We start from the raw sequence: 22,621 nt of genomic DNA on the forward strand, positions 1-22,621 counted from the left end.
GCGACAATCGGGGGGCCATGACGAAGAAAACCATACTCCCCTTGCAACTGCTGGTTGCCCCCGACAAGAACGACCCCGCACCGCTGATCCTGTACCACGGGCGCAACTGCCCCGATGGCTTTGGCGCGGCGCTGGCGGCATGGCTGTACTACGGCGACCAGGCTGAATACGTGGGGCTGGACCACGGTGATGTCAAGACCGTGGACGACCTGCCGCCCCTGCAAGGCCGCGCGGTGTACATCCTCGACTTCTCGTTTGCCAACGAGGTGATGGCCGCCATCGATGAGCGCGCCGCCAAGCTGGTCATGCTGGACCACCACAAGAGCGCGGCCGAAAAGCTCACCGGCTTTGCCTGCCGCTGCGGTGTGGTGCACTTCGACATGAACAAGTCGGGTGCGCGGCTGGCGTGGGAGTTTTTCCATCCGCACGAACCGATGCCTACCCTGTTCAAATACGTGGAAGACCGCGATATCTGGAAGTGGGAGTTTGCCGAGAGCGCTGCCTTCCTGTCAGCCCTGGACATGGAAGAGCAAGGCTTTGCGCGCTGGCGCGAGATTGCCGGCTTCACGCCCGAGCAGCTCCAACAGTTCATGGTGCGCGGCGAGGCCATGGACCAGAAGTACCGCAAGCTCTGCGCCGATATCGCCGAAGGCGCGCAGCCGCTGGTGTTCAACGGCATCACCGGCCTGATGGTCAACGCCCCCGGCATGTTCCACAGCCTGGTGGGCGACATCCTCTCGGCCAAAACGGGCACCTTTGCGCTGATGTGGAGTGCTGGCGACAAGGGCGTGAAGGTGGGGCTGCGTGCACAGCGCAACTTTGACTGCATCGCGCTGGCCGAAAGCATGGGCGGCGGTGGCCATGCGCAGGCCTGCGGCTTCAAGATGAAGGTGGATCGCCTGCCAGAGCTGCTGACAGGTACCTTCAACGCGTGATACCCGGGCGATTTTGAGTATCAATCGCCTGTAGCGCTAGAGCTATATGCCTGATTAGCTATCAAAAATATAGTGAATGATATGGCGCGCCAGCGCGGCTAAACCAGCCGCAGGTCGGCCCCCTGGGTCCCTGGAAACACCCGCGCCACGGCCGCCGCGTTCAGCCCGTACATGCGGGCGAACAGTCCCCCCAACACACTGCGGTAGTCGTTGAGCACGGGGTAGTCGCGGTTCTGGAACAGCGTGGTGGCGGTCAGCGCCTGCTGCTCGCCCGCAATGCGGCCGCCATTCACCCCGCCGCCCAGCACCCAGAACACGGTGCCGTGGCCATGGTCCGTGCCCCGGTTGCCGTTCTCGCGGAAGGTGCGGCCAAACTCGCTGATGACCACCACCACGGTGGACTTCCACGCGGGGCCCATCTCGTCGGCAAAGCCTGCCAGGCCCCGGCCCAGTTCCTCCAGGCGGTTGGCCAGCGTGCCGGTGGCGGCGCCCTGGCCCACATGGGTGTCCCAGCCGCCCACGTCCACAAAGCCGAGCTGGTAGCGCGACTGCATGAGCCGCGCCATGCGCCGGGCCGTGCCTTCAAATCCCTTGGTACTCAGCGCATTGCGGCTGGCGGCCTCCATCTCGCCCTGCATGGTGCGGGCGACCTCATCCCGGGTGGCAAAGCCTTCGTTCACGGGCGTGGCCAGCGGTGTGCCCCGGTACATGGAGGCGATGAGTTCGGCCTGCCGCGCATCCACACCACCGCGCCCCGCGCCTGCGCTCAGTGCGGTGTTGGGCACGTCCACCACCCCGCGCAGCACCAGGGGCAGGGTGCTGGTGAACGCCATCGGCTGCAGCGCCACCGGGGCACTGTCGGCGCGCGGGTTCAGCTCGGCCACCAACCGGTTCAGAAAGCCCGATCGGTAGTCGCGCCGCCCGCCCAGGGGCTGGCCTAGCTCGATGCTGTCCTGCGTGTCGAAGTGGCTGCGCGAGAGGTCGTCCGTGCCCGCAAACGGCACGAACGCGAGCTGACGCTGCTGGTACAGCGGCAGCATCGATTCCGCCAGTGCCGGGTGCAGGCCCCAGTCGGGCGTGAGCGGCAGGACGCCGCCTTCCTGTCCCGGCCGGGCGATGGCGATGTTGGGTCGCGTCTCGTAGTAGTAGCTGCTGGCCGTAGGCACCAGCAGGCTGGCGCAGTCGTAGCCACCGCGCAAGAACACCAGCAGAAAGCGGGTGTCCTGCGCGCGGGGTGCGGCGAGCACGCTGGCGCTGTGCACGCCCAGGCCCGCACCGAGTGCGCTGGCCCCCAGGGCCTGGAGAAGGTGTCGTCTGTGCAGCATGAAGCTTCTCCTCAGCCGTGCATGAACTCGGGGGATGCGAGGAACAGGAGGTTCCATTCGCGCGGCGAGGTGGCCTGTGCCAGCGCGTTGCGTGTGGCTGTAGACCACGTGGGCTCCATGGCGCGCACGTAGGCTGTCTGCGCCAGGGCGGGCGGCATGCGCGGCGCGGCACGGGGCGCTGCGTCATCGCTTGCTGGCGGGGCTGCCAGAGCGCCTGCACCCAGGGCCCGCGCCATCTCAAAGCGCGTGCTCATCTGCCCCGAGCCCGACCACGACGCGGAGTCCAGCGGGTAGCCATCGGGCGTGACGCGGCCATACAAAGGCTCGGCCAGCCGTTGCAGCCACGCCAGTGCCGGGTCGGTGCTGGGCAGCACAGCGTCGCCATGGGCCAGGCGCAGGCCCGCCAGCGCATAGTGCACCGGGTCCCGAAACCGCTGGCCCAGGGATGCGCGGAACTCAGGGGTGTGGAACAGCGTCTCCAGCACCGCTGCGATGTCACCGTCGGTGCGTTCAAAGCTGCGGGCCAGGATCTGCAGCAGCGCGGGCGGCGGGTTGTCTCCCACCAGAAAGAGCGCGATCTTGCGCGTGATGAAGCGTGCGGTGGCAGGCGCGCGGGCCAGGCGGTCCAGCGCCTCGTCCACCTCGGCCAGGCCCTCGGCGCGCAGCGGCTGGCCGAGCAACGTCTTGGGCTCCCAGTCATGCCGCTGGGGGTTGAACTCGAACAGGCCGTCGCGCACATAGTGGCGTCGCAGCGCGGGCTTCATGCGTGGGGGCTCGTCGCCTGGCGGCCGCTGCGACACGCCCACGCCGGTCAGCACGCGGGCCAGCTCCTGCACGTCCTGCTGGCTGTAGCCGCCGCCCACGCCCAACGTGTGCAGCTCCATCAGCTCGCGGGCGTAGTTTTCGTTGATGCGGCCTGCGGCGTTCTGCGCGTTGTCCAGGTAGCGCAGCATGGCCGGGTGGCGCACGGTGGCGCCCAGCAGGTCGCGAAAGCGGCCCAGTGCATGGAGGCGTATCGCGTGTTCCTCGTAGTCACCCACCAGGGCGCGCAGGTTGCCCTTGCCGGCAAACACGTTGAAGTGGTTCATCCAGAACCAGGTCATCTTCTCGCGCAGCTGGGTGGGCGAATAGAGCGCGCGCAGCACAAACCGGGCGGCCGCCTCCTGCTGCAGGGCGCGCATGTCCTGCTGCCATGTCTTCAGTGCGGCCTTGCGCTCGTCTTCGGTAGGCAGGGCCTTGGCGGCGCGGTGGCGGGCTTCCATGTCGGCTGCCAGCGCCTCGATGGGGGTGCGCGAGATGGTCATGGCGTCGATCTGCGCCTGGGCCTCGCGCGGTAGCGGTGCGTTGGCACCGGGGCGCAGCTGGCTTGCCAGGTAGGCGCTGATGCCTAAGCCGCCCAGCGCTTGCACGCCCTGGCCGGTGCAGCCCCAGGTCACGCGGTCGAGCAGGTGGGCCTGCGTGGGTTCGTCGGCGGACGCCCAGCCGCCAGTGCTGACGGCGTTGGGCGGTGCAGGGGGCGCAGCCTGGGCCGAGGGCGCGGTGCCAAACGCCGCAAAAGCCGCTATACCCGCCATGCCCAGAAGCAGGGTGCGGCGGTGGAGGGGCGGGGAGGTGTGGGGAATCATTGGGCCTCGCTGGCTGCCAACCAATGGCTACCTGCATGGTGCCGCTGCGATCCACCGGGTGCAAGGCGGCGCAGCGGGTTTTACCTGCGCGATACAAACGCCAGCGAGGATGTATCTAGGAGTCTGTCGGACTTGGAAATCGTCGGCTGCGAATCGGCCGCAGCGGTCCATTTTTTACCGTCTTTTTGCCCCATAGCCGGGCTATGGGGCTGCGAATCCGGCAAAAACTGTCCTCGCTGGGGCCGATTCTCGCTTTCGACGCTCCAAGTCCGACAGGCTCCTAGGGGTTTCGTGAATCGCCCCGCAGGAGGCGCGTTACGGCAAAGGTGCCGCGCCCGTGGCCTGCGCGGCCTCTTCAAAACGGTCTACCTTGCGCAGGGTCTGGAACGCCAGCATCCAGCCACCCACCACCCCCAGGGTGCACAGTCCGCCCACGATGGCGGCAGGCACCACGCCCAGCCAGGCGGCGCTCGTGCCTGCGCGGAATTCGCCCAGTTCGTTGGACGAACCGATGAACAGCATGTTCACCGCGTTCACCCGCCCGCGCATGGAGTCGGGCGTGGAGAACTGCACCAGCGCGCCGCGGATGTACACGCTCACCATGTCGGCCGCCCCGGCCACCAGCAGCGCCGCAAACGACAGCCAGAACAGCGTGGACAGCGCAAACACCAGGTTGGCCACACCAAACACCGCCACGGCGATGAACATGGTGCGGCCCACATGGCGGTTGAAGGGTCGCATGCTCAGGTACAGCCCGGCGCTGACCTCGCCGACCGCCATGGCACTGCGCAGCGCGCCCAGGCCTGCCGGGCCCACATGCAGCACCTCTTGTGCGTAGATGGGCAGCAGCGCCACCACGCCGCCCAGCAGCACGGCAAACAGGTCCAGCGAGATGGTGCCCAGAATGATGGGCCGTGTGCGGATGAAGGTGATGCCCGCGCCAAAGCGCTCCAGCATCGTGCCCTGTGCAGGGCCGGGCGCCGTGGCATGGGCCACCACCACGCGCAGCAGCAGCGCCACGCCCAGCACAAAGCAGGCACAGCAGATGGCATAGGTCAGCTCGCCCCCGCCCAGCGCGTACAGCAGCCCACCCAGCAGCGGCCCGCCAATGCTGGCCACGCGCATCAGCATGCTGTTGGCAGCAATGGCCTGGGCCAGTTGCGCGCGTGGCACGATCTGTGGCAACAGGCTCTGCATGGCCGGGCCCGAGAACGCGCGGGCGCAGCCATACAGCACCAGCACGGCATAAATACCCGCCACGCCGCTGCTGCCGTGGCCCGACAGCCACCACAACAAGGCGCTGCACACGCCGCCCACCGACCAGGCCAGTGCCAGGATGCGCTTGCGGTCAAAGCGGTCGATCAGGTCGCCCGCCGGCAGCAGCAGGGCCAGCATGGGCAGAAACTGCGCCAGGCCCACATAGGCCAGTGCCAGCGGCTGCCGGGTCAGGTCGTACACCTGCCAGGCCACTACCACGGCCTGCACCTGGGTGGCAACCACGGCCACCACGCGGGCGATCAGGAAGGAAACAAACCCTGCATGGCGGTAGACGTTGGCAGGTTCGGCGGGCGCGGCAACAGCGGCGCCCGGGGTGATGGGCTCGGGGGTGGACATGGGTGGGGTCAGCGGGTAGGGCGTTCGCCCGATGCGGCGATACGCCCAAACGGCGGGAGGCCAGATGCTAGCGGTTGTCGCGCCGGGTTGCAGTCAAGCGCTGGTAAAGCCTCGCAGCGGGTGCGTCGATGGCGCGGTATGCGATGGCGTCAACGGCGATGCCGGTGCCGGTAGTCCCACGGCGCCAACGGGCGCTTCTGGGACCACAGGCCCGCATGCTGCGCCTGCGCAGAACGCTGCAGGGGCGCCAGGTGGGGATAGCCGCTGGCGTACGGCGTGTAGACCCAGGCCATGCCAGCGCGCACCTGGGCCGTTGCTACGTCCGTCCCGCCGCAGCGCACCTGCGCCACCATGCGGCCATAGCTGTCTTCGTCCACCGGTTGCAGCGTGGCCCGTTGGCGAAAACACAGTTGTGCCAGGTGCTGTCGCGACTTCTGCCCGAAAGCCTGGCGTGACTCGGGGGCATCAATGGCCGCCAACCGTACCTTGACCTGCTGGTAGGTACCGGGGGCGCCGCAGCGGACGGTGAGGGTGTCGCCGTCGCTGATGGCGACGACCAGGCAAAGCAGCGAGGCGGCGAGGGGCACTGGGGGCTTGATGGTGGGTGGGCGGGTACCGGCGGCGGTGTTGGGGCTGCAGCGGGCTGATTGGGGCCGGATGCGCTACAACCATATGCCTTGATAGCTATGAATAGTATAGCGTTTGCGACCTGCTGAAATGGGGTTGCAGGCAGACGGGGAGCGCTGGCGCGAAGCGCATGGTCGCTGCTCCGAAGTCCTTCCTGGCACGCAGCGCAACGCCGGACTGTTTGCTTCAAGGTGTTACCGCGCCCATGTGTACACGGCATGAAGAATATGGGGAACCGCAAGCGGTTACTGCCGTCAGACACCCCAGGCGCTGTGACAATGGGGTGCATTGCCCAGCGCGTTCGTTTCGCGTTTGGTTTGAGCTTGTTATCGTCGGCACTAGTGTGCTGTCCCGCAAATAGCTGCACGAAATGAAATCGATGGCATCGCGCCCAGGGCGAGGCGCAAACCGCAGTGATAGCCGTAGCTATCGCGAGGATTTGCAACGCAGCCCTGGGGGTGAGGACGCGATTTCATGTGCAGTTATTTGCGGGACAGCACACTAGCCACCCACCACCCAAGGAGTCCCGGTTTTGCGTTTCCCCTGGTCCACAGAATTCCATGCCTCCCCACCCGCGCTGTTGCGCGCCGCCGCCGTGGCCCTGGCCTGTGGCGCGACCTTGGTCATGGCAGGCTGCACCAGCACGGGGGTCAAGACATTTGGCGTGCAGGAGAACTTTGGCTCGGTTGCCACCTATTCGCGCCTGTTTGATGCCACCCCGGCCCAGACCTGCGAGGCGTCCCGCCGCGCGCTGCTCAGCCAGGGCTACGTCATCTCGTCCAGTTCGGCCGATCTGGTCGAGGGCAAGAAGAGCTTCCAGCCCGAGCCCGAGTCGCACCTGCAGATGGTGGTGCGCGTGGTGTGTGTGCCCGAGGCCAACGACGGCAAGGTCAGCCTGGGCTTTGTCACCGCCACGCAGGACACCTACGCATTGCGCAAGACCAACAACTCCGCCAGCGTGGGCGTGGGCGCCATTGGGTCGGTGTCGCTGCCGTTCTCGTCCAGCAGCGAGTCGCTGGTCAAGGTGGGCAGCGAGACCATTGCCAAAGACACCTTCTACGACAGCTTTTTTGACCTGGTCAAACGCTACCTGGTCATCGACCAGGCGCTGGCGGACTGAGCCGCCCTGGCGGGACAGTCGCCCGCCTTCAGGCACTCAGCGGTCGGAGCGTGGCGGTACCCGGTAGCGCAGCTCGGCAAACACGCCGCCCAGCGTGGTTACGGCTTGCAGCTGCAGCGGCGGCTGCACCACACGGCGCGGAAACAACGGGGTGCCCGCGCCCAGCGTGACCGGCGCCACCTGCACGATCAGCTCGTCCAGCAGGCCTACATCGTCAAACTGCCCCACCAGGTCGCCCCCGCCCACCACCCACACATTGCGGCCTGCTGCGGCCTGCACCATGGCTTAGTGCACGGGCCGCACATCGCCACGCACAAAGCGCACATCGGCGGCCGCAATGCTGCGCAGCGTGCGCGTGCTGAACACCCAGGTGGGCGGTGTGTACGGCCAGGGCTGTCCCGCATCGATGGCATGTTTCAGCATCCATTCGTAGGTGTGTGACCCCATGGCCAGCGCGCCCACGTTGCGGATGAAGTCGGGGTAGCTTGAGCCTTCGATCTCGCCAAATTGCAGCAGCCAGCCCAGGTCATGGTCGGGCGTGGCGATGAAGCCGTCGAGGCTGGACGCGCCGTAGAACTGTGTAATGGTCATGCCCGCGCACTGTAGGGACCGGCTGCTGACAACGTGCTGGCAGCAGGCGCGGGTGGGGTCTGCCCCGTGCATTCATCGGCCAGAGGGGCCCCAGTGACTCAAGGCAGCTGCACCGTCTCCGCCAGGTGCCCGTACACCGTTGCAATGCGCCGCAGGTGGCGCGACTCCGGGTGGGTCAGCAGCCACAGCTCGGTCTCGCCATCGGCCAGCGCGCCCGTGAGCGGGCGCAGGTCGCTGCGGCCCTGGGCCAGAAAGAGGGGCAACACCCCCACGCCCATGCCCAGGGCCACCAGCTCCATCACCGTGAGCAGGCTGTTGACGCGGTAGGTGGGCTGCGCCCTGGGGTATTGCTTCTTGCGCCAGCGCACCGAGGGGTGGTCGGGCAGGGCGTCGTCGGGCGCAATCCAGGCGGCGCGGCCGGCCTCCACGTCCGACAGGGCCAGCGGGCTGGCAGCGCCTGCATACAGGGCCGAGCGGATCATGCCCAGCTGGCGCCCCACCAGGTGCTGCGGCGGGCGCTTGGTGGCGCGCACGGCGATGTCGGTGTCACGCCGCGTCAGGCTCACCAGCTCGTTGCCGGCATGCAGCTCGTACACCAGGGCCGGGTGCCGGGGCTGCAGCAGCTGCAGGGCGGGGGCGATGAGGCCATGCAGGATGGTGTCGGTGGTGGAGATGCGCACCGTGCCCGACACCTGTTCGGGCTGTGCCTGCGCGGCAGAGCGGGCGGCCTCCAGGGCGGCTTCCACACGCTCGGCCTGCTCGGCCAGGGCCTGGGCCAGTTCCGACGGGCGGTAGCCAGCGCGTGACCGGTCGAACAGCGACTGGCCCAGCCCGCGTTCAATGCGCTGGATGGCGCGGAACACCGTGGACGCATCCACACCCAGCCGCTCCCCGGCGGCGGCCAGGGTGCCGGTGCGCACCATGGCCAGCAGCACTTCCAGCTCGGCGGCGCCCAGTTGGTATTGCGCTGATGCAACGGTTGATTTCATGGTTGCTTATTTTATTTGCGTTGTTGCAAGCATAGATTCTGCCTGTCGCTGGCCGTTGCTGTGTACCGACGGGTATCCGTGGGTGCCGAGGCGCGACATATTCCAACCGTTTTTACAGAAAGCCCCGTTCCCATGAAGCTCTACTACGCCCCCGGTGCCTGCTCGCTCGCCGTTCACATGGCCCTGCGCGAGGTCGGCGTTCCGTTCGATCTGGTCAAGGTGGATCTGGTGCACCACACCACACAGACCGGTGCCAGCTACCTCGACCTTTCCCCGCGCGGCTATGTGCCCCTGCTGGAGCTGGCCGACCAGTCGCGCCACACCGAAGCGGCGGCGCTGCTGCAGTACGTGGCCGACCTGGACCCGTCGCGCGCATTCATCGGACAGCCCGGCTCCAGCGAGCGCCTGGCCGTGCTGGAGTGGCTTACCTTCGTCAGCACCGAGCTGCACAAGGGCTTCAGCCCCTGGCTGTGGCACAAGGAGACGGCCGACTCCACGCGCCAGGCCGTCAAGGCCAAGCTGGCTGTGCGTTTTGCCGAGATGGACGCCGTGCTGTCGCGCAGCGACTTTCTGGCGGGCCGCTACAGCGTGGCCGATGCCTATGGCTTCACCATCGTCAACTGGTCGCACCTGCTGGGCATCCCGCTCAATGCCTACCCGCACCTGCAGGCCTGGATGGCACGGGTGGCGGCCCGCCCGCAGGTGCAGGCTGCGCTGCGGGCCGAGGGGTTGCTGTCGTGATGGCCCAGACCACAGCGCCCGCTGCGCTCACTCTGGTCTCGCACGCGCTGTGCCCCTATGTGCAGCGCGTGGCCATCGTGCTGCACGAAAAGGGCCTGGCGTTCGACCGCCGCACCATCGACCTGGCCCGCAAGCCCGACTGGTTTTTGGCGATCTCGCCGCTGGGCAAGACTCCGGTCTTGCAGGTGCGCGGCCAGAGCCTGTTCGAGTCGGCCGTGATCTGCGAATACCTGGACGAGGTGGCCATGCCCGTGCTGCACCCGCAAGACCCGCTGCAGCGCGCCCGCCACCGGGCGTGGATGGAGTTTGGCTCTGCGGTGCTGAACACCATCGGCGCCTTCTACGCCGCGCCGGACGAGGTCACGCTGCAGGCCCGCGCGCAAGACCTGCGCAGCCGCTTTGCGCAGATCGACGAGGCGCTGGGCCAGCGCAGTGTGCCCGGGCCGTACTTTGCGGGGCCGCACTTTGGCATGGTGGATGTGGTGTTTGGCCCGGTGTTCCGGTACTTCGACGTCATCGACACCTTGCCAGGCATGGATGACTTGGCGCTCTGGCAGGGCTTGCCGCAGGTGCAGCAGTGGCGCGCAGCGCTGGCGGCGCGCCCTTCGGTGCAGCAGGCCGTGGGTGCGGACTATGCCGAGGGCTTGCGCGCATTTTTACGCGCCCGTGGCTCTGCCCTTTCGCTGCGCATGCAGGCGGTGGCCGCGTAGACCCCGCACGCCTGCTGGTTCAATCCGCCCAGGTGCCCGGTGCCAGCCCGTCCAGCGTGTACGGTCCGATGGCAGCGCGGATCAGCCGCAGCGTGGGGTGGCCCACGGCGGCCGTCATGCGGCGCACTTGGCGGTTGCGGCCTTCGCGGATGATGAGTTCGATCCACGCAGTGGGGATGGCTTTGCGCTCGCGGATGGGTGGGGTGCGGTCCCACACCGCAGGTGCGGGCTCCAGCAGCCGTGCGCGGGCGGGCAGGGTGGGGCCGTCGTTCAGCACCACGCCGTTGCGCAGCGCGGCCAGCGCAGCCTCATTGGGGATGCCCTCCACCTGCACCCAGTAGGTCTTCTCCATCTTGAAGCGCGGGTCGGCAATGCGGGCCTGCTGCTTGCCGTCGTTGGTCAGCAGCAGCAGCCCTTCGCTGTCGGCGTCCAGCCGCCCGGCCACGTACACGCCTGGCAGGTCGATGTAGTCCTTCAGACCCTGCCACTTGCCCTCGGGCGTGAACTGGCTCAGCACGCCGTAGGGTTTGTTGAAGCGGATCAGGCGCGGGGTCATGGGGTTGGTTTCAAGCAAAAAGGGCCGGATGCGCTAGTGCAATATGCGCTGGGTGCTATCAAATGCATAGTAATGAAGCCCTGCACCATCAGGCCGGCACGAACAGCGCCGGGTCCACCATGGTGCGGTTCAGCATCACGCCCCAGTGCAGGTGCGGGCCGGTCACGCGGCCGGTGGCGCCCACCTTGCAGAACGCGTCGCCGGCCTGCAGCACATCGCCCACGCGCACGTCCATGCTGCTCAGATGGCAGTACATCGTCAGCAGGCCCTGGCCGTGGTCCAGCCACACCGTGCCGCCGTTGAAGAAGTAGTCGCCCACGTCAATCACCCGGCCCGGCAACGGCGCCACGATGGGCGTGCCGGTGGCGGCCGCAATGTCCATGCCGCTGTGCGGGTTGCGCGGCTGGCCGTTGAACACGCGCCGCAGCCCGAACGAGCTGGACCGTCGCCCCGGCACGGGCACCCGCATGCGCAGCGATGCCAGCGCCACACCGGCGGGTTGCTCGGTGAAGGTGGCCATCACCTGGGCCTGGTGGTCGCGCTCGCGCTCGTAGCGGGCCTGGTCCTCGGGCGACAGGTCCACCGTACGGGGCGATACCTTGAGGTGCTGCTCCTTGTACTGCTTGGGGGCCACGCTGTAGTGCACCAGGCGCGGGCTGCCGCCGCCTTCGGGCAGCACGCTGATGAAGGCATCGCCCGGCGCCGCAGCCAGCGGTATGCCCACGATGGCCGTCCACTCGATGGCATCGCCCACCACGCGCAGCGGCACATCCACCTCGCCCTGGCGCACCTGCGCCACCGGCCGCGTGGCCGCCGGGCCCAGCGACAGCCGTGCCACACCCCCGGGCACCTGCAGCGCCTGGGGCCACACCGCGGGTGCGGGTGGCAAGGGCTTGGCATGCAGAGGCGCAACCAGGGCAGGCTGCACGAGCAGGCCCGCCGTGCCGATCAAGGCGCTGCGGCGGGTGATGGGGAGGGTGGGACGGAGGGGAGCAGGGCGGGCAGATTCAGGCACGGCAGAGAAGGGCGAGAGCAAAAGACAAAGAGGCAGCACGAGGGGGGGCGATGGACGGAGCGCACCGCTGTCGCGGCCGACAAGGGCGATTGTGCCCCCGGTGTTGGCGGCGTCCGCCTACATCGCGCGTGCATGGTGCCACCTACCATCGCGCCATGCCACCCGCCGCCCCTCGCCGCCGCCGCTCCACCATGCTCACTGTCTTGCTCACGGCCCTGGCCACGGGGGCCCTTGTCCTGTTGGCACTCAACTTCACGGCGGGCGAGAAAAAGGTGCAGCAGCAGCTGCCGCGCCTGTACAGCACCGCCCACCCGCAGTTCGAGCGTGCCCTGGGCAGCCTGCTCGGCCCAGGCATTGTGGGCGGCAATGCGGTGACGGAGCTGATCAACGGCGACCAGATCTTTCCGCCCATGCTGGCTGCGATCAAATCCGCTCAGAAAAGCGTCACCTTCGAAACCTACATCTACTGGTCGGGCGACATCGGCAAGCAGTTTGCCGACGCCCTGAGCGAGCGCGCCCGCGCCGGTGTGCCCGTGCATGTGCTGCTGGACTGGGTGGGCAGCGCCAAGATGGAAGAAAGTTACTTGGCCGAGATGAAGGAGGCCGGGGTGCAGATTGAAAAGTTCCACAAACCGCACTGGTACAACCTGGCCCGCCTGAACAACCGCACCCACCGCAAACTGCTGGTGGTGGATGGGCAGGTGGGCTTTACCGGCGGCGTGGGCATTGCGCCCGAGTGGACGGGCAACGCGCAAGACCCCGACCACTGGCGCGACTCCCACTACCTGGTGCGCGGCCCCGCCGTGGCGCAAATGCAGGCCACGTTTCTGGACAACTGGCTCAAGGTCACTGGCAAGGTGCTGCATGGCGAGGCGTACTTCCCAGCCATTGCTTCGGCGGGTGGGCAAAAGGCGCAGATGTTCTCCAGCTCGCCATCGAGCGGCAGCGAGAGCATGCAGCTCATGTACCATCTGGCCATCACGGCGGCCGAGCGCAGCATCGACCTGTCGGTGGCCTACTTTGTGCCCGACGACCTGACCCGCAAGCTGCTGATGGATGCGCTGGCACGCGGCGTGCGCGTGCGCCTCGTCACCCCCGGCGAGCACACCGATACCGAAACGGTGAAGGCCGCATCCCGCGCCACCTGGGGCGAGCTGCTGCAGGCCGGGGCCGAGATTTATGAATACGGGCCCACCATGTACCACTGCAAGGTCATGATCGTGGACCAGTTGCTGGTGTCGGTGGGCTCCACCAATTTTGACAACCGCTCGTTCCGCCTGAACGACGAGGCCAACCTGAACGTGTACGACGCCGCCTTTGCACAGCGCCAGACACAGGTGTTTGAAGACGACATCCGACGGTCACGCCGCGTGACCTACGAGGCCTGGCTGGAGCGGCCGTGGAGTGAAAAGCTGCACGAAAAGATGACCGGGCTGCTGCGCTCGCAGTTGTGAGGTGACTGCAACGCCCGGTGTTTCACGGGTCAGTGCGTCACAAACTCGTACGCCACTTCTTCACTCTCCACCATCTCCAGCACTTCGTTGAGCTCGTCTTCGTTTTCGCTGCTGCTCCACATGTCTTCGGGGTCGTTGGCAAACAGGGGCTCGATGGCCAGGTCCAGAAACTTGTTGTCGGCCATCTGGATGACGGGCGTGCCTTCCGAGGTTTCGACCAGTTGCCAGTCGTCGGGCACGGTCATTTCGAGCTGGATGGTGACGTTGAGTTTTTTCATGAGGTTCCTTGTTGGGTAGGGGTGGTGGGTGGTTGGCGCCAGCCGTTGGCAGCGCCTTCAGGGCATGCAGGGTAACCCAGCAGGGGGCAATGCCTGCGCGGTGCCATCATGGGGCACGCACAGTGACACGCACATGGCACGTTGAATGCTTGGTGCTGGCGTATTCTTTGGTGGCCCCGCCTGGGCTGGTGCGTGCAGCATTGGCCGGGCGGGCCGATTCATCCCTTCTGCACCCCTTTGTCTTCTGGAGCCCTTTCCCATGATCCCCAAGAAATCACTCGCCGTGGCTGCGGCCGCCCTATTTGCCGCCATGTCTCTCGTCTCCCAGGCCGCGCATGCCGGCCCCCGGCTGGACAAGATCATGGAGACCAAGGTCATCCGCGTGGGCACGCCCGGCGACTACCGCCCGTTTGCCATCAAGACCGACGCGGGCTACAGCGGCCACGACATCGATGTGATTGAAACCATGGCCAAGGAGCTGGGGGTGAAGATCGAGTACGTGCCCACCACCTGGCCCAACCTGGTGAAGGACCTGCAGGGCGAAAAGTTCGACGTGGCCGTGGGCGGCATCACCCGCAACGTCAACCGCATGCGCATTTTTGACATGCTGCCCGGCTACGCACCCTTTGGCAAAGTCGCCCTGGTGCGCGCGGCCGACAAGGCCAAGTACACCAGCGTGGACGCGATGAACCAGCCCACCGTGCGTGTCATCAAGAACCCCGGCGGCACCAATGAGACCTATGTGCTCGCCAACCTCAAGGCCGCCCAGGTCAGCACGCACGACAAGAACGCCGAGATCCCCGCGCTCATCGCCGAGGGCAAGGGCGACGTGATGATCACCGAAACGTATGAAGCCCTGCACTACGCCAAGGCCGACCCGCGCCTGCACGCCGCGTTTGTGGACGCACCGCTCACGCCCAAGAACTACCTGGGCTTCATGCTGCCCACCGACGACGCCGACTATGTGCGCGTGATGGGCTTTGTGTGGGGACTGGTGGACAGCCGGGGCACCATCAAACAAGCGGCAGACAAGTGGCTGAAGTAATTCAGCTGCAGTGACCTGAGCCGGGAGTGCTGCGCGTGTGTGTCACTCGCCCGGAATCTCCGGCTCCACCAGCAGCGCCAGTAGCTGCAGCGACTCCTGCCAACCCAGGTAGCACATCTCGGTCGGGATCACCGCCGGGATGCCCGCCTGCACGATGGACACCTCGGTGCCCGTCATCACCTTTTTGAGCTGGATGGTGGTGCGCATCTCGCCCGGCAGGTTGGGGTCGTCAAACCGGTCGGTGTGCACGATGCGCTCGCCCGGCACCAGCTCCACATACTCGCCGCCAAATGCGTGCGTGCCGCCGCTGCTCAGGTTGGTGAATTGCATGCGGTAGCTGCCACCCACGCGCGCATCCAGACTCAGCACCCGGCCCGTGAAGCCATGGGGCGGCAGCCATTTGCATAGGGCGTCGGCATCCAGAAACGCGCGGTAGATGCGCTCGGCGGGGGCGCGCAGCACGCGGTGCAGAGTGACGGTGCCGGTGGTGGCTGTGGAGTGGTTGGGGGTGGTCATGCGGGGTCTCCTTGAGGGTGGACATCAGGGGGGATGAAAGCGTGAACCGCCGAACGATATCGCTCATTCAACCTGTTCACACCCCTACGACGAACGGGCCTGCGCGTTTTCGACAACCTGCCACTGCCACGGCAACTTTTTGTCTCAGGCTGTCACGGTGCGCACCCCAAAGCTCTCGCTGCCCTGCGCCCAGGCCAGCAGCCGGTCGATGTTGGGGTGCTTGCCCGGAAAGGCGCGCGCATCCGCTACATGCTCCGCATACCACTCCAGCCCCAGGCTGGCAGCGGCAGGCGTGATCTGCCCGCCATACAGCGCCGCCAGCGCGGCATACACCACCAGCGACCCGGTCTGGCCGGGCTTGTTCTCGATGGTGGCCAGTGTTTGGCCGTCCGCGCCCAGCAGTTGCAGGGCGGCGAGGTGGCTGGCGGAGGGGAGTTGCTTCAGGCGGTCTGCGAAGTTCATGGCAGTCAAATTCAAGTGAAATGGGCCGCAAGCGCTAGAAGATCATGCGCGAGCAGCTATAAAAAAGTGAGTGGCTGATAAAGCGGGGCGGAATCTTAAAGGATGCGGGCCGGGGCCCAGACTTTGAACAGGCGCTACCGTTGACCAGGCGCTCACGCCTGCCACACCCCAAACCCCGCCGAGCGCAGGTCGATGCCGATCTCGATCTCCCTGTCCACCGCCTCCTCGTAGGTCATGGGGTTGAAGCCCTCGTACAAGTCCGGCAGCAGCCGCAGGCCGTACTGCGTCACAAACCGGTTGGCCTGGATGCCCGCCTTGTGTTTGTCAAACCGCACATCCGGGTCCAGCCCCGTCATGCCCACGTACACGCAGGGCTTGCCGTCGATGTAGCCGGGGTTGCACTTGCGAAAGCGCGGCTCCAGCAGCACGTCTTTGGAGAGTTCGACCACATAGACGTTGTGGTGGGGCTTGCGGCGGCGCATGGGAGTTGGCGGGGTGGGGCGGTGTGGGTTTGGGCAGCTTTACGCAGTCCGTCTGGCGGGCTACTCGTCGTCCTCGTCCGCCAGCCCGTCGTCCCGCAGGCGCCGGTCCAGCTTGCCGCGCAGCACGTCTGCGTCCTGCAGGAACTGGTCCACCGGCACTGCAGGGGCCACGCGCAGGGCGGGCGGGAACAGGCTGCTCATGTAAAGCTCGCTGCCCAGCCGCATGCGGTTGAGCCACTGCGCACCCAGCCACGAGGGCACGCCCAGCAGCACCACGGCCGCCATGGCCCAGGCCAGGCCCACGCGGCGGCGGGGCAGCACGGTGGCCAGGTGGGCGTACAGCGCGCCCGCCAGCACCAGCACCATCAGCACCGGGGCAAACCGCGACAGCGACTCCAGCGAGAACGCGAAGGCCGTCAGGTAGCTCAGCAGCTGCACCGCGTCGGCCACCAGCACGGCGGCGCACGCGATGCGCACGTGGCGCCAGAACCGCAGCTGGCTGCCAAACAGCTTGTTGGCCACAGCCCATGCGCCCGACCACAAGGTCACTACTGCCAGCGTGGTCAGCAGCAACAGGGGCAGCGCCTTCAGGTATTGCGCGGCGTCGCGGGCCTCCAGCCACGACTCTCCCAGCCCGGCCAGCAGTACCAGCACCGCCAGCACTGCCGTGGTGCCCACAGTACGCCACGGAAACTGCGGCAGCGCCTGCTCCTCGGCAATGGGCGCATCGGCCAGGCGCAGGCTGAGGTGGGTGTGGCCCAGGTCGATGGGCGTGCCATCTGGCCAGTCAAAGCGCTCGCCCTGGGCATGCTGCTTGCGCTGCAGGCGTGCGCCGTTGCGGGTCTCCAGCACCTCCACCTGCACGGTGCGGGGCTCGTCCACCGCGCGGTCAATGCGCAGGTGCCGGGGCGCCACAAAGGGGTCGTCCAGCACCAGGTCGCAGTCCAGCGCGCGGCCCACCGTCACGGGCCAGCGGGTGATGGGCGCACGCGCCAGCAGCGCGCCGTGGCGGTCAAACGCTTCGATCAGCCCCAGGGTGGTGGTTGGCATCGCGCTCATGGTGCGGCCTCCCAGCGAAAGGCCTTGAGGTAGTGGCTGGCCAGCTTCATGCCGTTGTCAAACGCAATGCCCTGCACATCCAGGCGGCCCAGCACGCCCTGTGTGGGCTGGTTCACCGAGATGGCCAGCACCGTCATGTTGTACAGGCCGGTCAGCTTGCGGTAGGCCGACAGGCACACCACCGCGCGCAGCGACACGCTGCCGGGGTCCACAAACCGCTCGGTGCACTCGGCCGCCGTCTGGTGGCGGTTTCCGCGTGTGGGCAGGCGCTCGTTGGCAAAACTTTGCGAATACATGCGGGCAAACCGGGCGGCGCCCAACGTGGGCGCGTTGTAGGCCTCGTAAGACAGTCGCACCGCGCCGGTGCTGAAGTCGCCCGCCACCACGTCGCTGTCGGCCTGGCATTGCGTGCGCTCCAGGTTCAGCCCCGGAAAGGCCGGGTCGCGCCCCGATCCCCAGCACCGCGCCAGCGCGTCGTCGGGCACCGGCAGGCGGTAGTTGCCGTGGCGCTGCTCGCGAAAAGGCGCTTTCAAAAAGCGGTCTGTCAGCAGTTGCTGGTGCTCCATCAGCTGCCGCGTCATCTCGGCATGTGCGGCCTGCGTGATGGGCTGGGCATTGGCTGCGCGCTGCACCAGCGCCTGCGCAAACTCCGCCGGGATCAAAAAGCTGACCTGCTCGCCGTCGAGCCGCTTGGCCACGTTGACGCCCAGCACCCGGCCCGCGTCGTCCACGGCGGGGCCACCGCTCATGCCGGGGTTGAGTGCGCCGCCAAAAAAGATGCGGGGGTAAAAGCTGCGCTTGACCAGGCCGTTGTAGGTGCCCTCGGTCACTGCAAAGCCAATGTCCAGCGGGTTGCCCAGCGAGTAAATGCGCTCTCCCTGCGCCAGTGGGTCGGTGGTGGGGCGAAAGCTCAGCACCGGCGCTGCTGCCGTGCGCCCCTTGGCGCGCAGCACGGCCAGGTCGCGCTGCACGTCAAACGCCAGCAGCTCCACCTCGCCCTCCTGCCCCTCCATCGTCACGTACACGCCCCGGTAGCGCTCGGGCTCCAGCGCCAGCTGGCTGGCCACGTGAAAGTTGGTGACGATCAGCCCATCGGCCGACACAAAAAAGCCCGAGCCAATCGACGCCTGCGTGTTGGCATTACGCAGCAGCGTGCGGATCTGCACCAGCTTGTCGCGCGACAGCTCGTAAATGCGCCGCGCATCGCGCGACAGCAGGGCCGCATCGGCGGCTGTGGGCACGGCGGCTGTAGCGCCCCCCGGTGTGGGGGCCGTGCCATCCGCAGGGGCACTGCCCGCCGGGCGAGTGGCCGGGGCGCTGGCAGCTGCGGGTGGGGGGGCGGGCTGTGCGTGCGCCAGCGCACACAGCAGCAAAAGCAGCGACGAGGTCGCCAGCCGCAAGGGCCGAATCGAAGGGAAGGGCATCGCGGTATTCTATGAACGCCCTGCGACAAGCCTTAGAGCGGCTAACAAAACTCTTCTTGCGTCGTTGCTGTGTCTTGTCGTACTGCTCGTACTGCCTGCGACACAGCGCCTAGCCAGAACCGCTTCGCTGAGTTTTGTTAGCCGCTCTTATTGGCGTTGTCCTTTCCGTCGGCCCCGTTTTGCCGCCGGGCCCACCATTCACCTGCCACTCCACCCCACGCACCCATGCAACCCACCCCCACCTATCCCATCGGCACACCCGGCCAAGCCTGGGGCGCAGCAGAACGCGACCAGTGGCGCGCACGCCAGGTGCGCCAGCGCAGCTACGCCGACGACGTGCTCACGGCCATCGAGGCGCTGCGGGGCCGGTTGGATGTGGAGATGTATGGCGACGTGATTTATGCCGACGCCCAGCACCCCGCAGAGCGCTTTCCCCTGCGGGCCCTGCGCAGCCGCCAGTGGCAACCCGGCCTGCCCAGCGTGCTGGTCACCGGCGGGGTGCACGGCTACGAGACGAGCGGCGTGCACGGCGCGCTGCGGTTTGTTGACACGCAGGCCGAGCGCTTTGCCAGCCGTGCCAACCTGCTGGTGGTGCCGTGTGTGAGTCCCTGGGCGTACGAGCGGGTTCAGCGCTGGAACTTCGACGCCATCGACCCCAATCGCTCGTTCAAGGAAGGCTCACCCGCGCAGGAGTCCGCAGCCCTCATGCGCCTGGTGGCACAGCACCAGGCCCAATACGGCCCGTTTGCCGCCCACATCGACCTGCACGAAACCACCAACACCGATGAATCCGAATACCGCCCCGCCGTGGCCGCACGCGACGGCAAAGTGTTCGAGCCCGGCAGCATCCCCGATGGCTTCTACTTGGTGGACGACGCCGACAACCCCCAGCCCGCCTTCCAGCAAGCCATCATCGACGCCGTCAGCCGCGTGACCCACATTGCGCCCGCAGACGAGAAGAACGAAATCATCGGCACGCCCGTGGTGGCGCCGGGTGTCATCCACTACCCGATGAAGCAGTGGGGCCTCTGCGCGGGCATCAGCGGCGCGCGCTACACCACCACAACGGAGGTCTACCCCGACAGCCCCCGCGCCACGCCCGAGCAGTGCATTGAGGCGCAGGCGGCGGCGGTGTGTGCGGCGGTGGAGTTTGTGCTGGCCGACGCCCAACACTGAGGGTTATGGCCGCCAGCGGCACGGCTTAGTATTTTTGGTGCTTTCTTGGCGCTCGTTACCCAGCGCTTCCCAACGCGCCCAGCAGCCGGGCACTCACCTCGGCTTCATCGAGCGCCGCGAACGCCATGTTGTGCTGCTCCGTCAGCGGCCCATGACCCGGCTCCATGCGGCCTGCTGCGTCGTAGCCCATGGCCTTGAACTTCCAAATTCCGCCAACCAGCTTGAGCGAGCCCACATGCGCACCGTCGGCGGTGTGGACGGACACTGCGGCGGCGTTGATGGGGAGCAACTGCAACGGGCCAGCCACCGGGCCGGGTGGCACTTGGGCGAAGGTGGGGGTGAACGGGGGCGTCATCGAGGGGCTCTTGCTATGCTGCAGTTTCTTGAATGAAATTGGCCTCTCGCGCATGATGGATAAGCGCAAGAAGCTATCGAAATTGAAGCAACCTAGGCCAATAGTGCTGCTACTTGCACCCGCAGTGCACGCAGGTCGTTCTGCACGGTTTGCCAGACGATGCCCAGATCCACAGTGAAGTAGCCGTGGGCCAGAGCGTTGCGCATTTCATAAGCAAAGCCCCACGGCACATGGGCATGTTTCTGCGCAAAGTCAGGGTGGTTCTTGACCACGTTGTTGCAGGCCTCGCCAATCACCTCCAGGTTGCGAATCACGGCATCGCAGGTCTTGCGGTCTGCCAGGAATGCTGCCAAATCCATGCCAGCCGTGTAGTCCTGAATGTTGCCGATAGCCTCCAGGATGTGCTGCAAGTAATCCGCCACCCGGAGCGGGTGCGCCCGGCTCATACGGCCATCGCCTCGCGCAGCACCTGGTCGCGAAAGCTGGCGGGCAGGCTGTTGGGGGTGAGCACATCCACCTCCATCCCCAGCAACTGCTTCAGTTCAAACCGGATCGCGCCAATGTCCATCAGCGTGGTTTGCGCGGTGGGCTCTACCAACAGATCCAGATCGCTGTCGGCTGTGTCGTCCCCATGCAGCGCCGAGCCAAAAACCCGCACGCTGCTCACGCGGTGGCGCAGTGCGATCTCGCGGATTTGCGAGCGGTGGAGGGAAAGGGCTTCGGAGGGGCGCATGGTTTGAAGTTTAGCGGCGCTGCGTGTTTACGAGCCAAATTGGCATCTGGTGCCTACAGGGATTACGCTAGCAGCTACTAAAAAGATAGCTAATCTTCTGCGGAAAAGATGATCGCGCGTTGCTGGTTGATACTGGCCAGCACATAGGGGTTGCGCACCGCGCCCGGCTCCACCAAATCCACGCCCCGGCCCAGCAGGGCTTCCAGATCGGCCTTGGCGCCAAAAATGGAGTGGAGCCCTGGCTCAACGCCCGGAGCAAACTCCGCCAGAAAGTCGGCGTCGCTGTGGGCGGGGTCAAAGTCACTGGCCCGTGCCGCCGAGCCAAACACCTCCAGCCGCCGAATGCCGTAGCGCTGGCAGAAGGCGGCAATGCCGGTGCGGTGTTGGGCGATGGCTGGATGCATTGGCGCAGTTTAATTGAGCGCCTTGTCAACCAACATATTGGCCTGTAGCGCTTGTTTGATAAGCGGGAAGTGCTATGAAGAATATAGCGAAATGGTGCGATGCCTAAAACGACGACCCCGGCTCGCTCAAAAACGCCAGTTCTTCGACCGTGGAGGTGCGGCCCAGCACCGCGTTGCGATGCGGGTAGCGCCCAAAGCGGTCGATGATGGCCTTGTGCCGGCGCTCAAAGTCCAGGTTGTTTTCCATGCCCGGCTGCGCAAACAGCTTGAGGGCTTGCTCATGAATCACGGCAGATTCGCTGTGCATGAACGGCATGTAGGCAAACACGCGCTGCGCCGTGGGCAGGCTGCGGTCCTGCCCGCTGGCCACCAGCTCTTGCGCCAGGGCGAGGGCCAATGCGTCTTGCGCAAAGGCGCGGGCGGTGTCGCGGTACACATTGCGCGAGAACTGGTCCAGCACCAGGATTTCTGCCAACCGGCCTTCTGGAGTGGCGCGCCAGGGGAACAGTTCACAGCGGGCTGCGGCATCCAGCGTGGGGCCGAAGCGGGTGCCAATGGATTTGTCCAGGGCGGCGTCTTTGACGAAGTGCTGCTGGGGAGTGAGTTCAGAGAACCAGAAGTGGAGGACGGACTGCGGCGGCATGTTCAGACCAGACGGAAGTCTTGCGGCCATAAGAAATACGGGCCAAAGCGCGATTTGGCAACGAACTCCACGCCTGCTTTTTCGCCCTTAGGCGTGATGGTGTGTTTGTCGTCATCCGCTGCCAGATAACCCAGCTCTGTTGCGCGGTCCAAGAACTGTGCCGTTTTTAAGCCCAGCCTTTGCCCAATCTTGGAGGACGTTAGCTTGTCTGTGGGCGTATCGGTCGCACCTTTATCGTCGTCTTTGCCACTCGCATCGCTATCACTGGTAACTCGTTCCAACGAAATGCGCACTTCATCGCTGATGCGAATGATGCGCTGTGCCTCTTCATAAGCGTCTTTGTAGAGCTGCCCGTCGTCGCTGCGCTGAATCAGGATGCCCATCTCGTTGTTATTCACCTGGCTGAATTCGTACAGATTCAGGCTGGTGATGATGCACATCTCTTCGTTCATGTAGCACTTGGCATGCAAGTTCTTGCAGAAGCTGGTGCGAATGTAGGTCAGGCTGCGCAGCCATTCAATCTCTTGCGGCTGCAACTCGCTTTTGCCGTAGACGATCCGGACGTCGATTTTCAGACGGTTTTTATCGGCCAGCAGTTCCTTCATCCGGTCGTTGAGCTTGAGGAAAGGGCTGATCAGTATCAAGCGGTCAGATGCGCATTTGATCAGTTCTTCAAGGTGGTAGTTGGTACCGGTGGTGGATAGAAACTTAGCCATATACGTTTTGCCTGATGAACTTGCTA

Annotated in this window: 26 protein-coding genes and 1 pseudogene; 7 read left to right on the forward strand and 20 right to left on the reverse strand. The window is 66.1% G+C overall.

The window, feature by feature from the left end:
- Positions 1-17 precede the first annotated feature (17 nt).
- On the forward strand, positions 18-935 hold the full coding sequence (locus tag ACODSU_RS17735) for a DHH family phosphoesterase (RefSeq protein WP_488843610.1): 918 nt from the start codon (positions 18-20) through the stop codon (positions 933-935).
- Positions 936-1,033: 98 nt separating this feature from the next.
- On the opposite strand, the gene ACODSU_RS17740 is transcribed toward ACODSU_RS17735, so the two are convergent.
- From ACODSU_RS17740 to ACODSU_RS17755, 4 genes are all read right to left on the reverse strand, one after another.
- A complete protein-coding gene (locus tag ACODSU_RS17740; RefSeq protein ID WP_488843612.1) occupies positions 1,034-2,260 on the reverse strand; it encodes a DUF1501 domain-containing protein in 1,227 nt (408 codons plus the stop codon).
- A gap of 11 nt (positions 2,261-2,271) precedes the next feature.
- Entirely contained in the window at positions 2,272-3,885 is a 1,614-nt protein-coding gene (locus ACODSU_RS17745) for a DUF1800 domain-containing protein (RefSeq protein WP_488843614.1), read from the reverse strand.
- Between the two features lie 315 nt (positions 3,886-4,200).
- Entirely contained in the window at positions 4,201-5,499 is a 1,299-nt protein-coding gene (locus tag ACODSU_RS17750; RefSeq protein ID WP_488843616.1) for an MFS transporter, read from the reverse strand.
- Between the two features lie 149 nt (positions 5,500-5,648).
- Positions 5,649-6,086 (reverse strand): thermonuclease family protein, encoded by a 438-nt coding sequence (locus ACODSU_RS17755; protein WP_488843618.1) that lies wholly within the window; start codon positions 6,084-6,086, stop codon positions 5,649-5,651.
- Between the two features lie 665 nt (positions 6,087-6,751).
- Between ACODSU_RS17755 and ACODSU_RS17760 the strand changes: the two genes are divergently transcribed.
- On the forward strand, positions 6,752-7,246 hold the full coding sequence (locus ACODSU_RS17760; RefSeq protein ID WP_051022730.1) for a DUF2242 domain-containing protein: 495 nt from the start codon (positions 6,752-6,754) through the stop codon (positions 7,244-7,246).
- 36 nt (positions 7,247-7,282) lie between these two features.
- Here ACODSU_RS17760 and ACODSU_RS17765 read toward each other — a convergent pair.
- Positions 7,283-7,837: pseudogene (locus ACODSU_RS17765) on the reverse strand (dihydrofolate reductase family protein).
- A gap of 98 nt (positions 7,838-7,935) precedes the next feature.
- Entirely contained in the window at positions 7,936-8,826 is an 891-nt protein-coding gene (locus tag ACODSU_RS17770; protein WP_488843620.1) for a LysR family transcriptional regulator, read from the reverse strand.
- 132 nt (positions 8,827-8,958) lie between these two features.
- On the opposite strand from ACODSU_RS17770, the gene gstA reads away from it, so the two are divergent.
- Positions 8,959-9,567 (forward strand): glutathione transferase GstA, encoded by a 609-nt coding sequence (gene gstA / locus ACODSU_RS17775; protein WP_488843622.1) that lies wholly within the window; start codon positions 8,959-8,961, stop codon positions 9,565-9,567.
- Positions 9,567-10,277, forward strand: coding sequence for a glutathione S-transferase family protein (locus ACODSU_RS17780; RefSeq protein ID WP_488843624.1), 711 nt, complete (start codon positions 9,567-9,569; stop codon positions 10,275-10,277). Before gstA ends, ACODSU_RS17780 begins: the two co-directional genes overlap by 1 nt.
- A 19-nt stretch (positions 10,278-10,296) precedes the next feature.
- On the opposite strand, the gene ACODSU_RS17785 is transcribed toward ACODSU_RS17780, so the two are convergent.
- Both ACODSU_RS17785 and ACODSU_RS17790 read right to left on the reverse strand, forming a co-directional pair.
- A complete protein-coding gene (locus tag ACODSU_RS17785) occupies positions 10,297-10,833 on the reverse strand; it encodes a pseudouridine synthase (RefSeq protein ID WP_488843626.1) in 537 nt (178 codons plus the stop codon).
- Positions 10,834-10,921: 88 nt separating this feature from the next.
- Positions 10,922-11,848, reverse strand: coding sequence for a M23 family metallopeptidase (locus ACODSU_RS17790; protein WP_291447105.1), 927 nt, complete (start codon positions 11,846-11,848; stop codon positions 10,922-10,924).
- Between the two features lie 191 nt (positions 11,849-12,039).
- Here ACODSU_RS17790 and ACODSU_RS17795 point away from each other — a divergent pair, with 191 nt between their 5' ends.
- A complete protein-coding gene (locus ACODSU_RS17795) occupies positions 12,040-13,302 on the forward strand; it encodes a phospholipase D-like domain-containing protein (protein WP_488843666.1) in 1,263 nt (420 codons plus the stop codon).
- Positions 13,303-13,331: 29 nt separating this feature from the next.
- On the opposite strand, the gene ACODSU_RS17800 is transcribed toward ACODSU_RS17795, so the two are convergent.
- Positions 13,332-13,580: a hypothetical protein gene (locus ACODSU_RS17800; RefSeq protein WP_015014994.1), complete on the reverse strand. Its 249-nt coding sequence runs from the start codon at positions 13,578-13,580 to the stop codon at positions 13,332-13,334.
- Positions 13,581-13,839: 259 nt separating this feature from the next.
- On the opposite strand from ACODSU_RS17800, the gene ACODSU_RS17805 reads away from it, so the two are divergent.
- Complete coding sequence (locus tag ACODSU_RS17805) at positions 13,840-14,625, forward strand: transporter substrate-binding domain-containing protein (protein ID WP_488843628.1); 786 nt, start codon at positions 13,840-13,842, stop codon at positions 14,623-14,625.
- Between the two features lie 42 nt (positions 14,626-14,667).
- On the opposite strand, the gene ACODSU_RS17810 is transcribed toward ACODSU_RS17805, so the two are convergent.
- The 5 genes from ACODSU_RS17810 to ACODSU_RS17830 form a co-directional block, all read right to left on the reverse strand.
- Positions 14,668-15,141 (reverse strand): SRPBCC family protein, encoded by a 474-nt coding sequence (locus ACODSU_RS17810; RefSeq protein ID WP_488843630.1) that lies wholly within the window; start codon positions 15,139-15,141, stop codon positions 14,668-14,670.
- 144 nt (positions 15,142-15,285) lie between these two features.
- Complete coding sequence (locus ACODSU_RS17815; protein ID WP_488843632.1) at positions 15,286-15,603, reverse strand: DUF2322 family protein; 318 nt, start codon at positions 15,601-15,603, stop codon at positions 15,286-15,288.
- Between the two features lie 152 nt (positions 15,604-15,755).
- Positions 15,756-16,085, reverse strand: coding sequence for a hypothetical protein (locus ACODSU_RS17820; RefSeq protein ID WP_291447092.1), 330 nt, complete (start codon positions 16,083-16,085; stop codon positions 15,756-15,758).
- Between the two features lie 60 nt (positions 16,086-16,145).
- Positions 16,146-17,144 (reverse strand): FHA domain-containing protein, encoded by a 999-nt coding sequence (locus ACODSU_RS17825; protein ID WP_488843634.1) that lies wholly within the window; start codon positions 17,142-17,144, stop codon positions 16,146-16,148.
- Positions 17,141-18,568, reverse strand: coding sequence for a S1 family peptidase (locus tag ACODSU_RS17830; protein WP_488843636.1), 1,428 nt, complete (start codon positions 18,566-18,568; stop codon positions 17,141-17,143). Before ACODSU_RS17830 ends, ACODSU_RS17825 begins: the two co-directional genes overlap by 4 nt.
- Positions 18,569-18,793: 225 nt before the next feature.
- Here ACODSU_RS17830 and ACODSU_RS17835 point away from each other — a divergent pair, with 225 nt between their 5' ends.
- The gene (locus ACODSU_RS17835; RefSeq protein WP_488843638.1) at positions 18,794-19,744 is read left to right on the forward strand and encodes a M14 family metallopeptidase; all 951 of its coding nucleotides are present in this window, start codon (positions 18,794-18,796) and stop codon (positions 19,742-19,744) included.
- 55 nt (positions 19,745-19,799) lie between these two features.
- On the opposite strand, the gene ACODSU_RS17840 is transcribed toward ACODSU_RS17835, so the two are convergent.
- The 6 genes from ACODSU_RS17840 to ACODSU_RS17865 form a co-directional block, all read right to left on the reverse strand.
- Positions 19,800-20,099, reverse strand: coding sequence for a hypothetical protein (locus ACODSU_RS17840; protein ID WP_488843640.1), 300 nt, complete (start codon positions 20,097-20,099; stop codon positions 19,800-19,802).
- 92 nt (positions 20,100-20,191) lie between these two features.
- Entirely contained in the window at positions 20,192-20,545 is a 354-nt protein-coding gene (locus ACODSU_RS17845) for a HepT-like ribonuclease domain-containing protein (RefSeq protein ID WP_488843642.1), read from the reverse strand.
- The gene (locus tag ACODSU_RS17850; RefSeq protein ID WP_060987401.1) at positions 20,542-20,832 is read right to left on the reverse strand and encodes a nucleotidyltransferase family protein; all 291 of its coding nucleotides are present in this window, start codon (positions 20,830-20,832) and stop codon (positions 20,542-20,544) included. Before ACODSU_RS17850 ends, ACODSU_RS17845 begins: the two co-directional genes overlap by 4 nt.
- An 89-nt stretch (positions 20,833-20,921) precedes the next feature.
- Positions 20,922-21,236 carry a nucleotidyltransferase family protein gene (locus ACODSU_RS17855; protein WP_488843644.1) on the reverse strand — a complete coding sequence of 105 codons (315 nt, stop codon included), beginning with the start codon at positions 21,234-21,236 and terminating at the stop codon, positions 20,922-20,924.
- A gap of 103 nt (positions 21,237-21,339) precedes the next feature.
- Positions 21,340-21,879: a DUF924 family protein gene (locus ACODSU_RS17860; protein WP_488843646.1), complete on the reverse strand. Its 540-nt coding sequence runs from the start codon at positions 21,877-21,879 to the stop codon at positions 21,340-21,342.
- A gap of 2 nt (positions 21,880-21,881) precedes the next feature.
- Complete coding sequence (locus tag ACODSU_RS17865) at positions 21,882-22,595, reverse strand: phospholipase D family protein (RefSeq protein ID WP_488843648.1); 714 nt, start codon at positions 22,593-22,595, stop codon at positions 21,882-21,884.
- Positions 22,596-22,621 lie beyond the last annotated feature (26 nt).

This window comes from Acidovorax sp. FG48 (assembly GCF_057809085.1).

Bases quoted from the DNA above. Each gene is read 5' to 3' on its own strand.
- ACODSU_RS17735 (WP_488843610.1), top strand. From the start codon at position 18: ATGACGAAGAAAACCATACTCCCCTTGCAACTGCTGGTTGCCCCCGAC.
- ACODSU_RS17740 (WP_488843612.1), bottom strand. From the start codon at position 2,260: ATGCTGCACAGACGACACCTTCTCCAGGCCCTGGGGGCCAGCGCACTC.
- ACODSU_RS17745 (WP_488843614.1), bottom strand. From the start codon at position 3,885: ATGATTCCCCACACCTCCCCGCCCCTCCACCGCCGCACCCTGCTTCTG.
- ACODSU_RS17750 (WP_488843616.1), bottom strand. From the start codon at position 5,499: ATGTCCACCCCCGAGCCCATCACCCCGGGCGCCGCTGTTGCCGCGCCC.
- ACODSU_RS17760 (WP_051022730.1), top strand. From the start codon at position 6,752: ATGGCAGGCTGCACCAGCACGGGGGTCAAGACATTTGGCGTGCAGGAG.
- ACODSU_RS17770 (WP_488843620.1), bottom strand. From the start codon at position 8,826: ATGAAATCAACCGTTGCATCAGCGCAATACCAACTGGGCGCCGCCGAG.
- gstA (WP_488843622.1), top strand. From the start codon at position 8,959: ATGAAGCTCTACTACGCCCCCGGTGCCTGCTCGCTCGCCGTTCACATG.
- ACODSU_RS17780 (WP_488843624.1), top strand. From the start codon at position 9,567: ATGGCCCAGACCACAGCGCCCGCTGCGCTCACTCTGGTCTCGCACGCG.
- ACODSU_RS17785 (WP_488843626.1), bottom strand. From the start codon at position 10,833: ATGACCCCGCGCCTGATCCGCTTCAACAAACCCTACGGCGTGCTGAGC.
- ACODSU_RS17795 (WP_488843666.1), top strand. From the start codon at position 12,040: ATGCTCACTGTCTTGCTCACGGCCCTGGCCACGGGGGCCCTTGTCCTG.
- ACODSU_RS17800 (WP_015014994.1), bottom strand. From the start codon at position 13,580: ATGAAAAAACTCAACGTCACCATCCAGCTCGAAATGACCGTGCCCGAC.
- ACODSU_RS17805 (WP_488843628.1), top strand. From the start codon at position 13,840: ATGATCCCCAAGAAATCACTCGCCGTGGCTGCGGCCGCCCTATTTGCC.
- ACODSU_RS17810 (WP_488843630.1), bottom strand. From the start codon at position 15,141: ATGACCACCCCCAACCACTCCACAGCCACCACCGGCACCGTCACTCTG.
- ACODSU_RS17815 (WP_488843632.1), bottom strand. From the start codon at position 15,603: ATGAACTTCGCAGACCGCCTGAAGCAACTCCCCTCCGCCAGCCACCTC.
- ACODSU_RS17820 (WP_291447092.1), bottom strand. From the start codon at position 16,085: ATGCGCCGCCGCAAGCCCCACCACAACGTCTATGTGGTCGAACTCTCC.
- ACODSU_RS17825 (WP_488843634.1), bottom strand. From the start codon at position 17,144: ATGAGCGCGATGCCAACCACCACCCTGGGGCTGATCGAAGCGTTTGAC.
- ACODSU_RS17830 (WP_488843636.1), bottom strand. From the start codon at position 18,568: ATGCCCTTCCCTTCGATTCGGCCCTTGCGGCTGGCGACCTCGTCGCTG.
- ACODSU_RS17835 (WP_488843638.1), top strand. From the start codon at position 18,794: ATGCAACCCACCCCCACCTATCCCATCGGCACACCCGGCCAAGCCTGG.
- ACODSU_RS17840 (WP_488843640.1), bottom strand. From the start codon at position 20,099: ATGACGCCCCCGTTCACCCCCACCTTCGCCCAAGTGCCACCCGGCCCG.
- ACODSU_RS17845 (WP_488843642.1), bottom strand. From the start codon at position 20,545: ATGAGCCGGGCGCACCCGCTCCGGGTGGCGGATTACTTGCAGCACATC.
- ACODSU_RS17850 (WP_060987401.1), bottom strand. From the start codon at position 20,832: ATGCGCCCCTCCGAAGCCCTTTCCCTCCACCGCTCGCAAATCCGCGAG.
- ACODSU_RS17855 (WP_488843644.1), bottom strand. From the start codon at position 21,236: ATGCATCCAGCCATCGCCCAACACCGCACCGGCATTGCCGCCTTCTGC.
- ACODSU_RS17860 (WP_488843646.1), bottom strand. From the start codon at position 21,879: ATGCCGCCGCAGTCCGTCCTCCACTTCTGGTTCTCTGAACTCACTCCC.
- ACODSU_RS17865 (WP_488843648.1), bottom strand. From the start codon at position 22,595: ATGGCTAAGTTTCTATCCACCACCGGTACCAACTACCACCTTGAAGAA.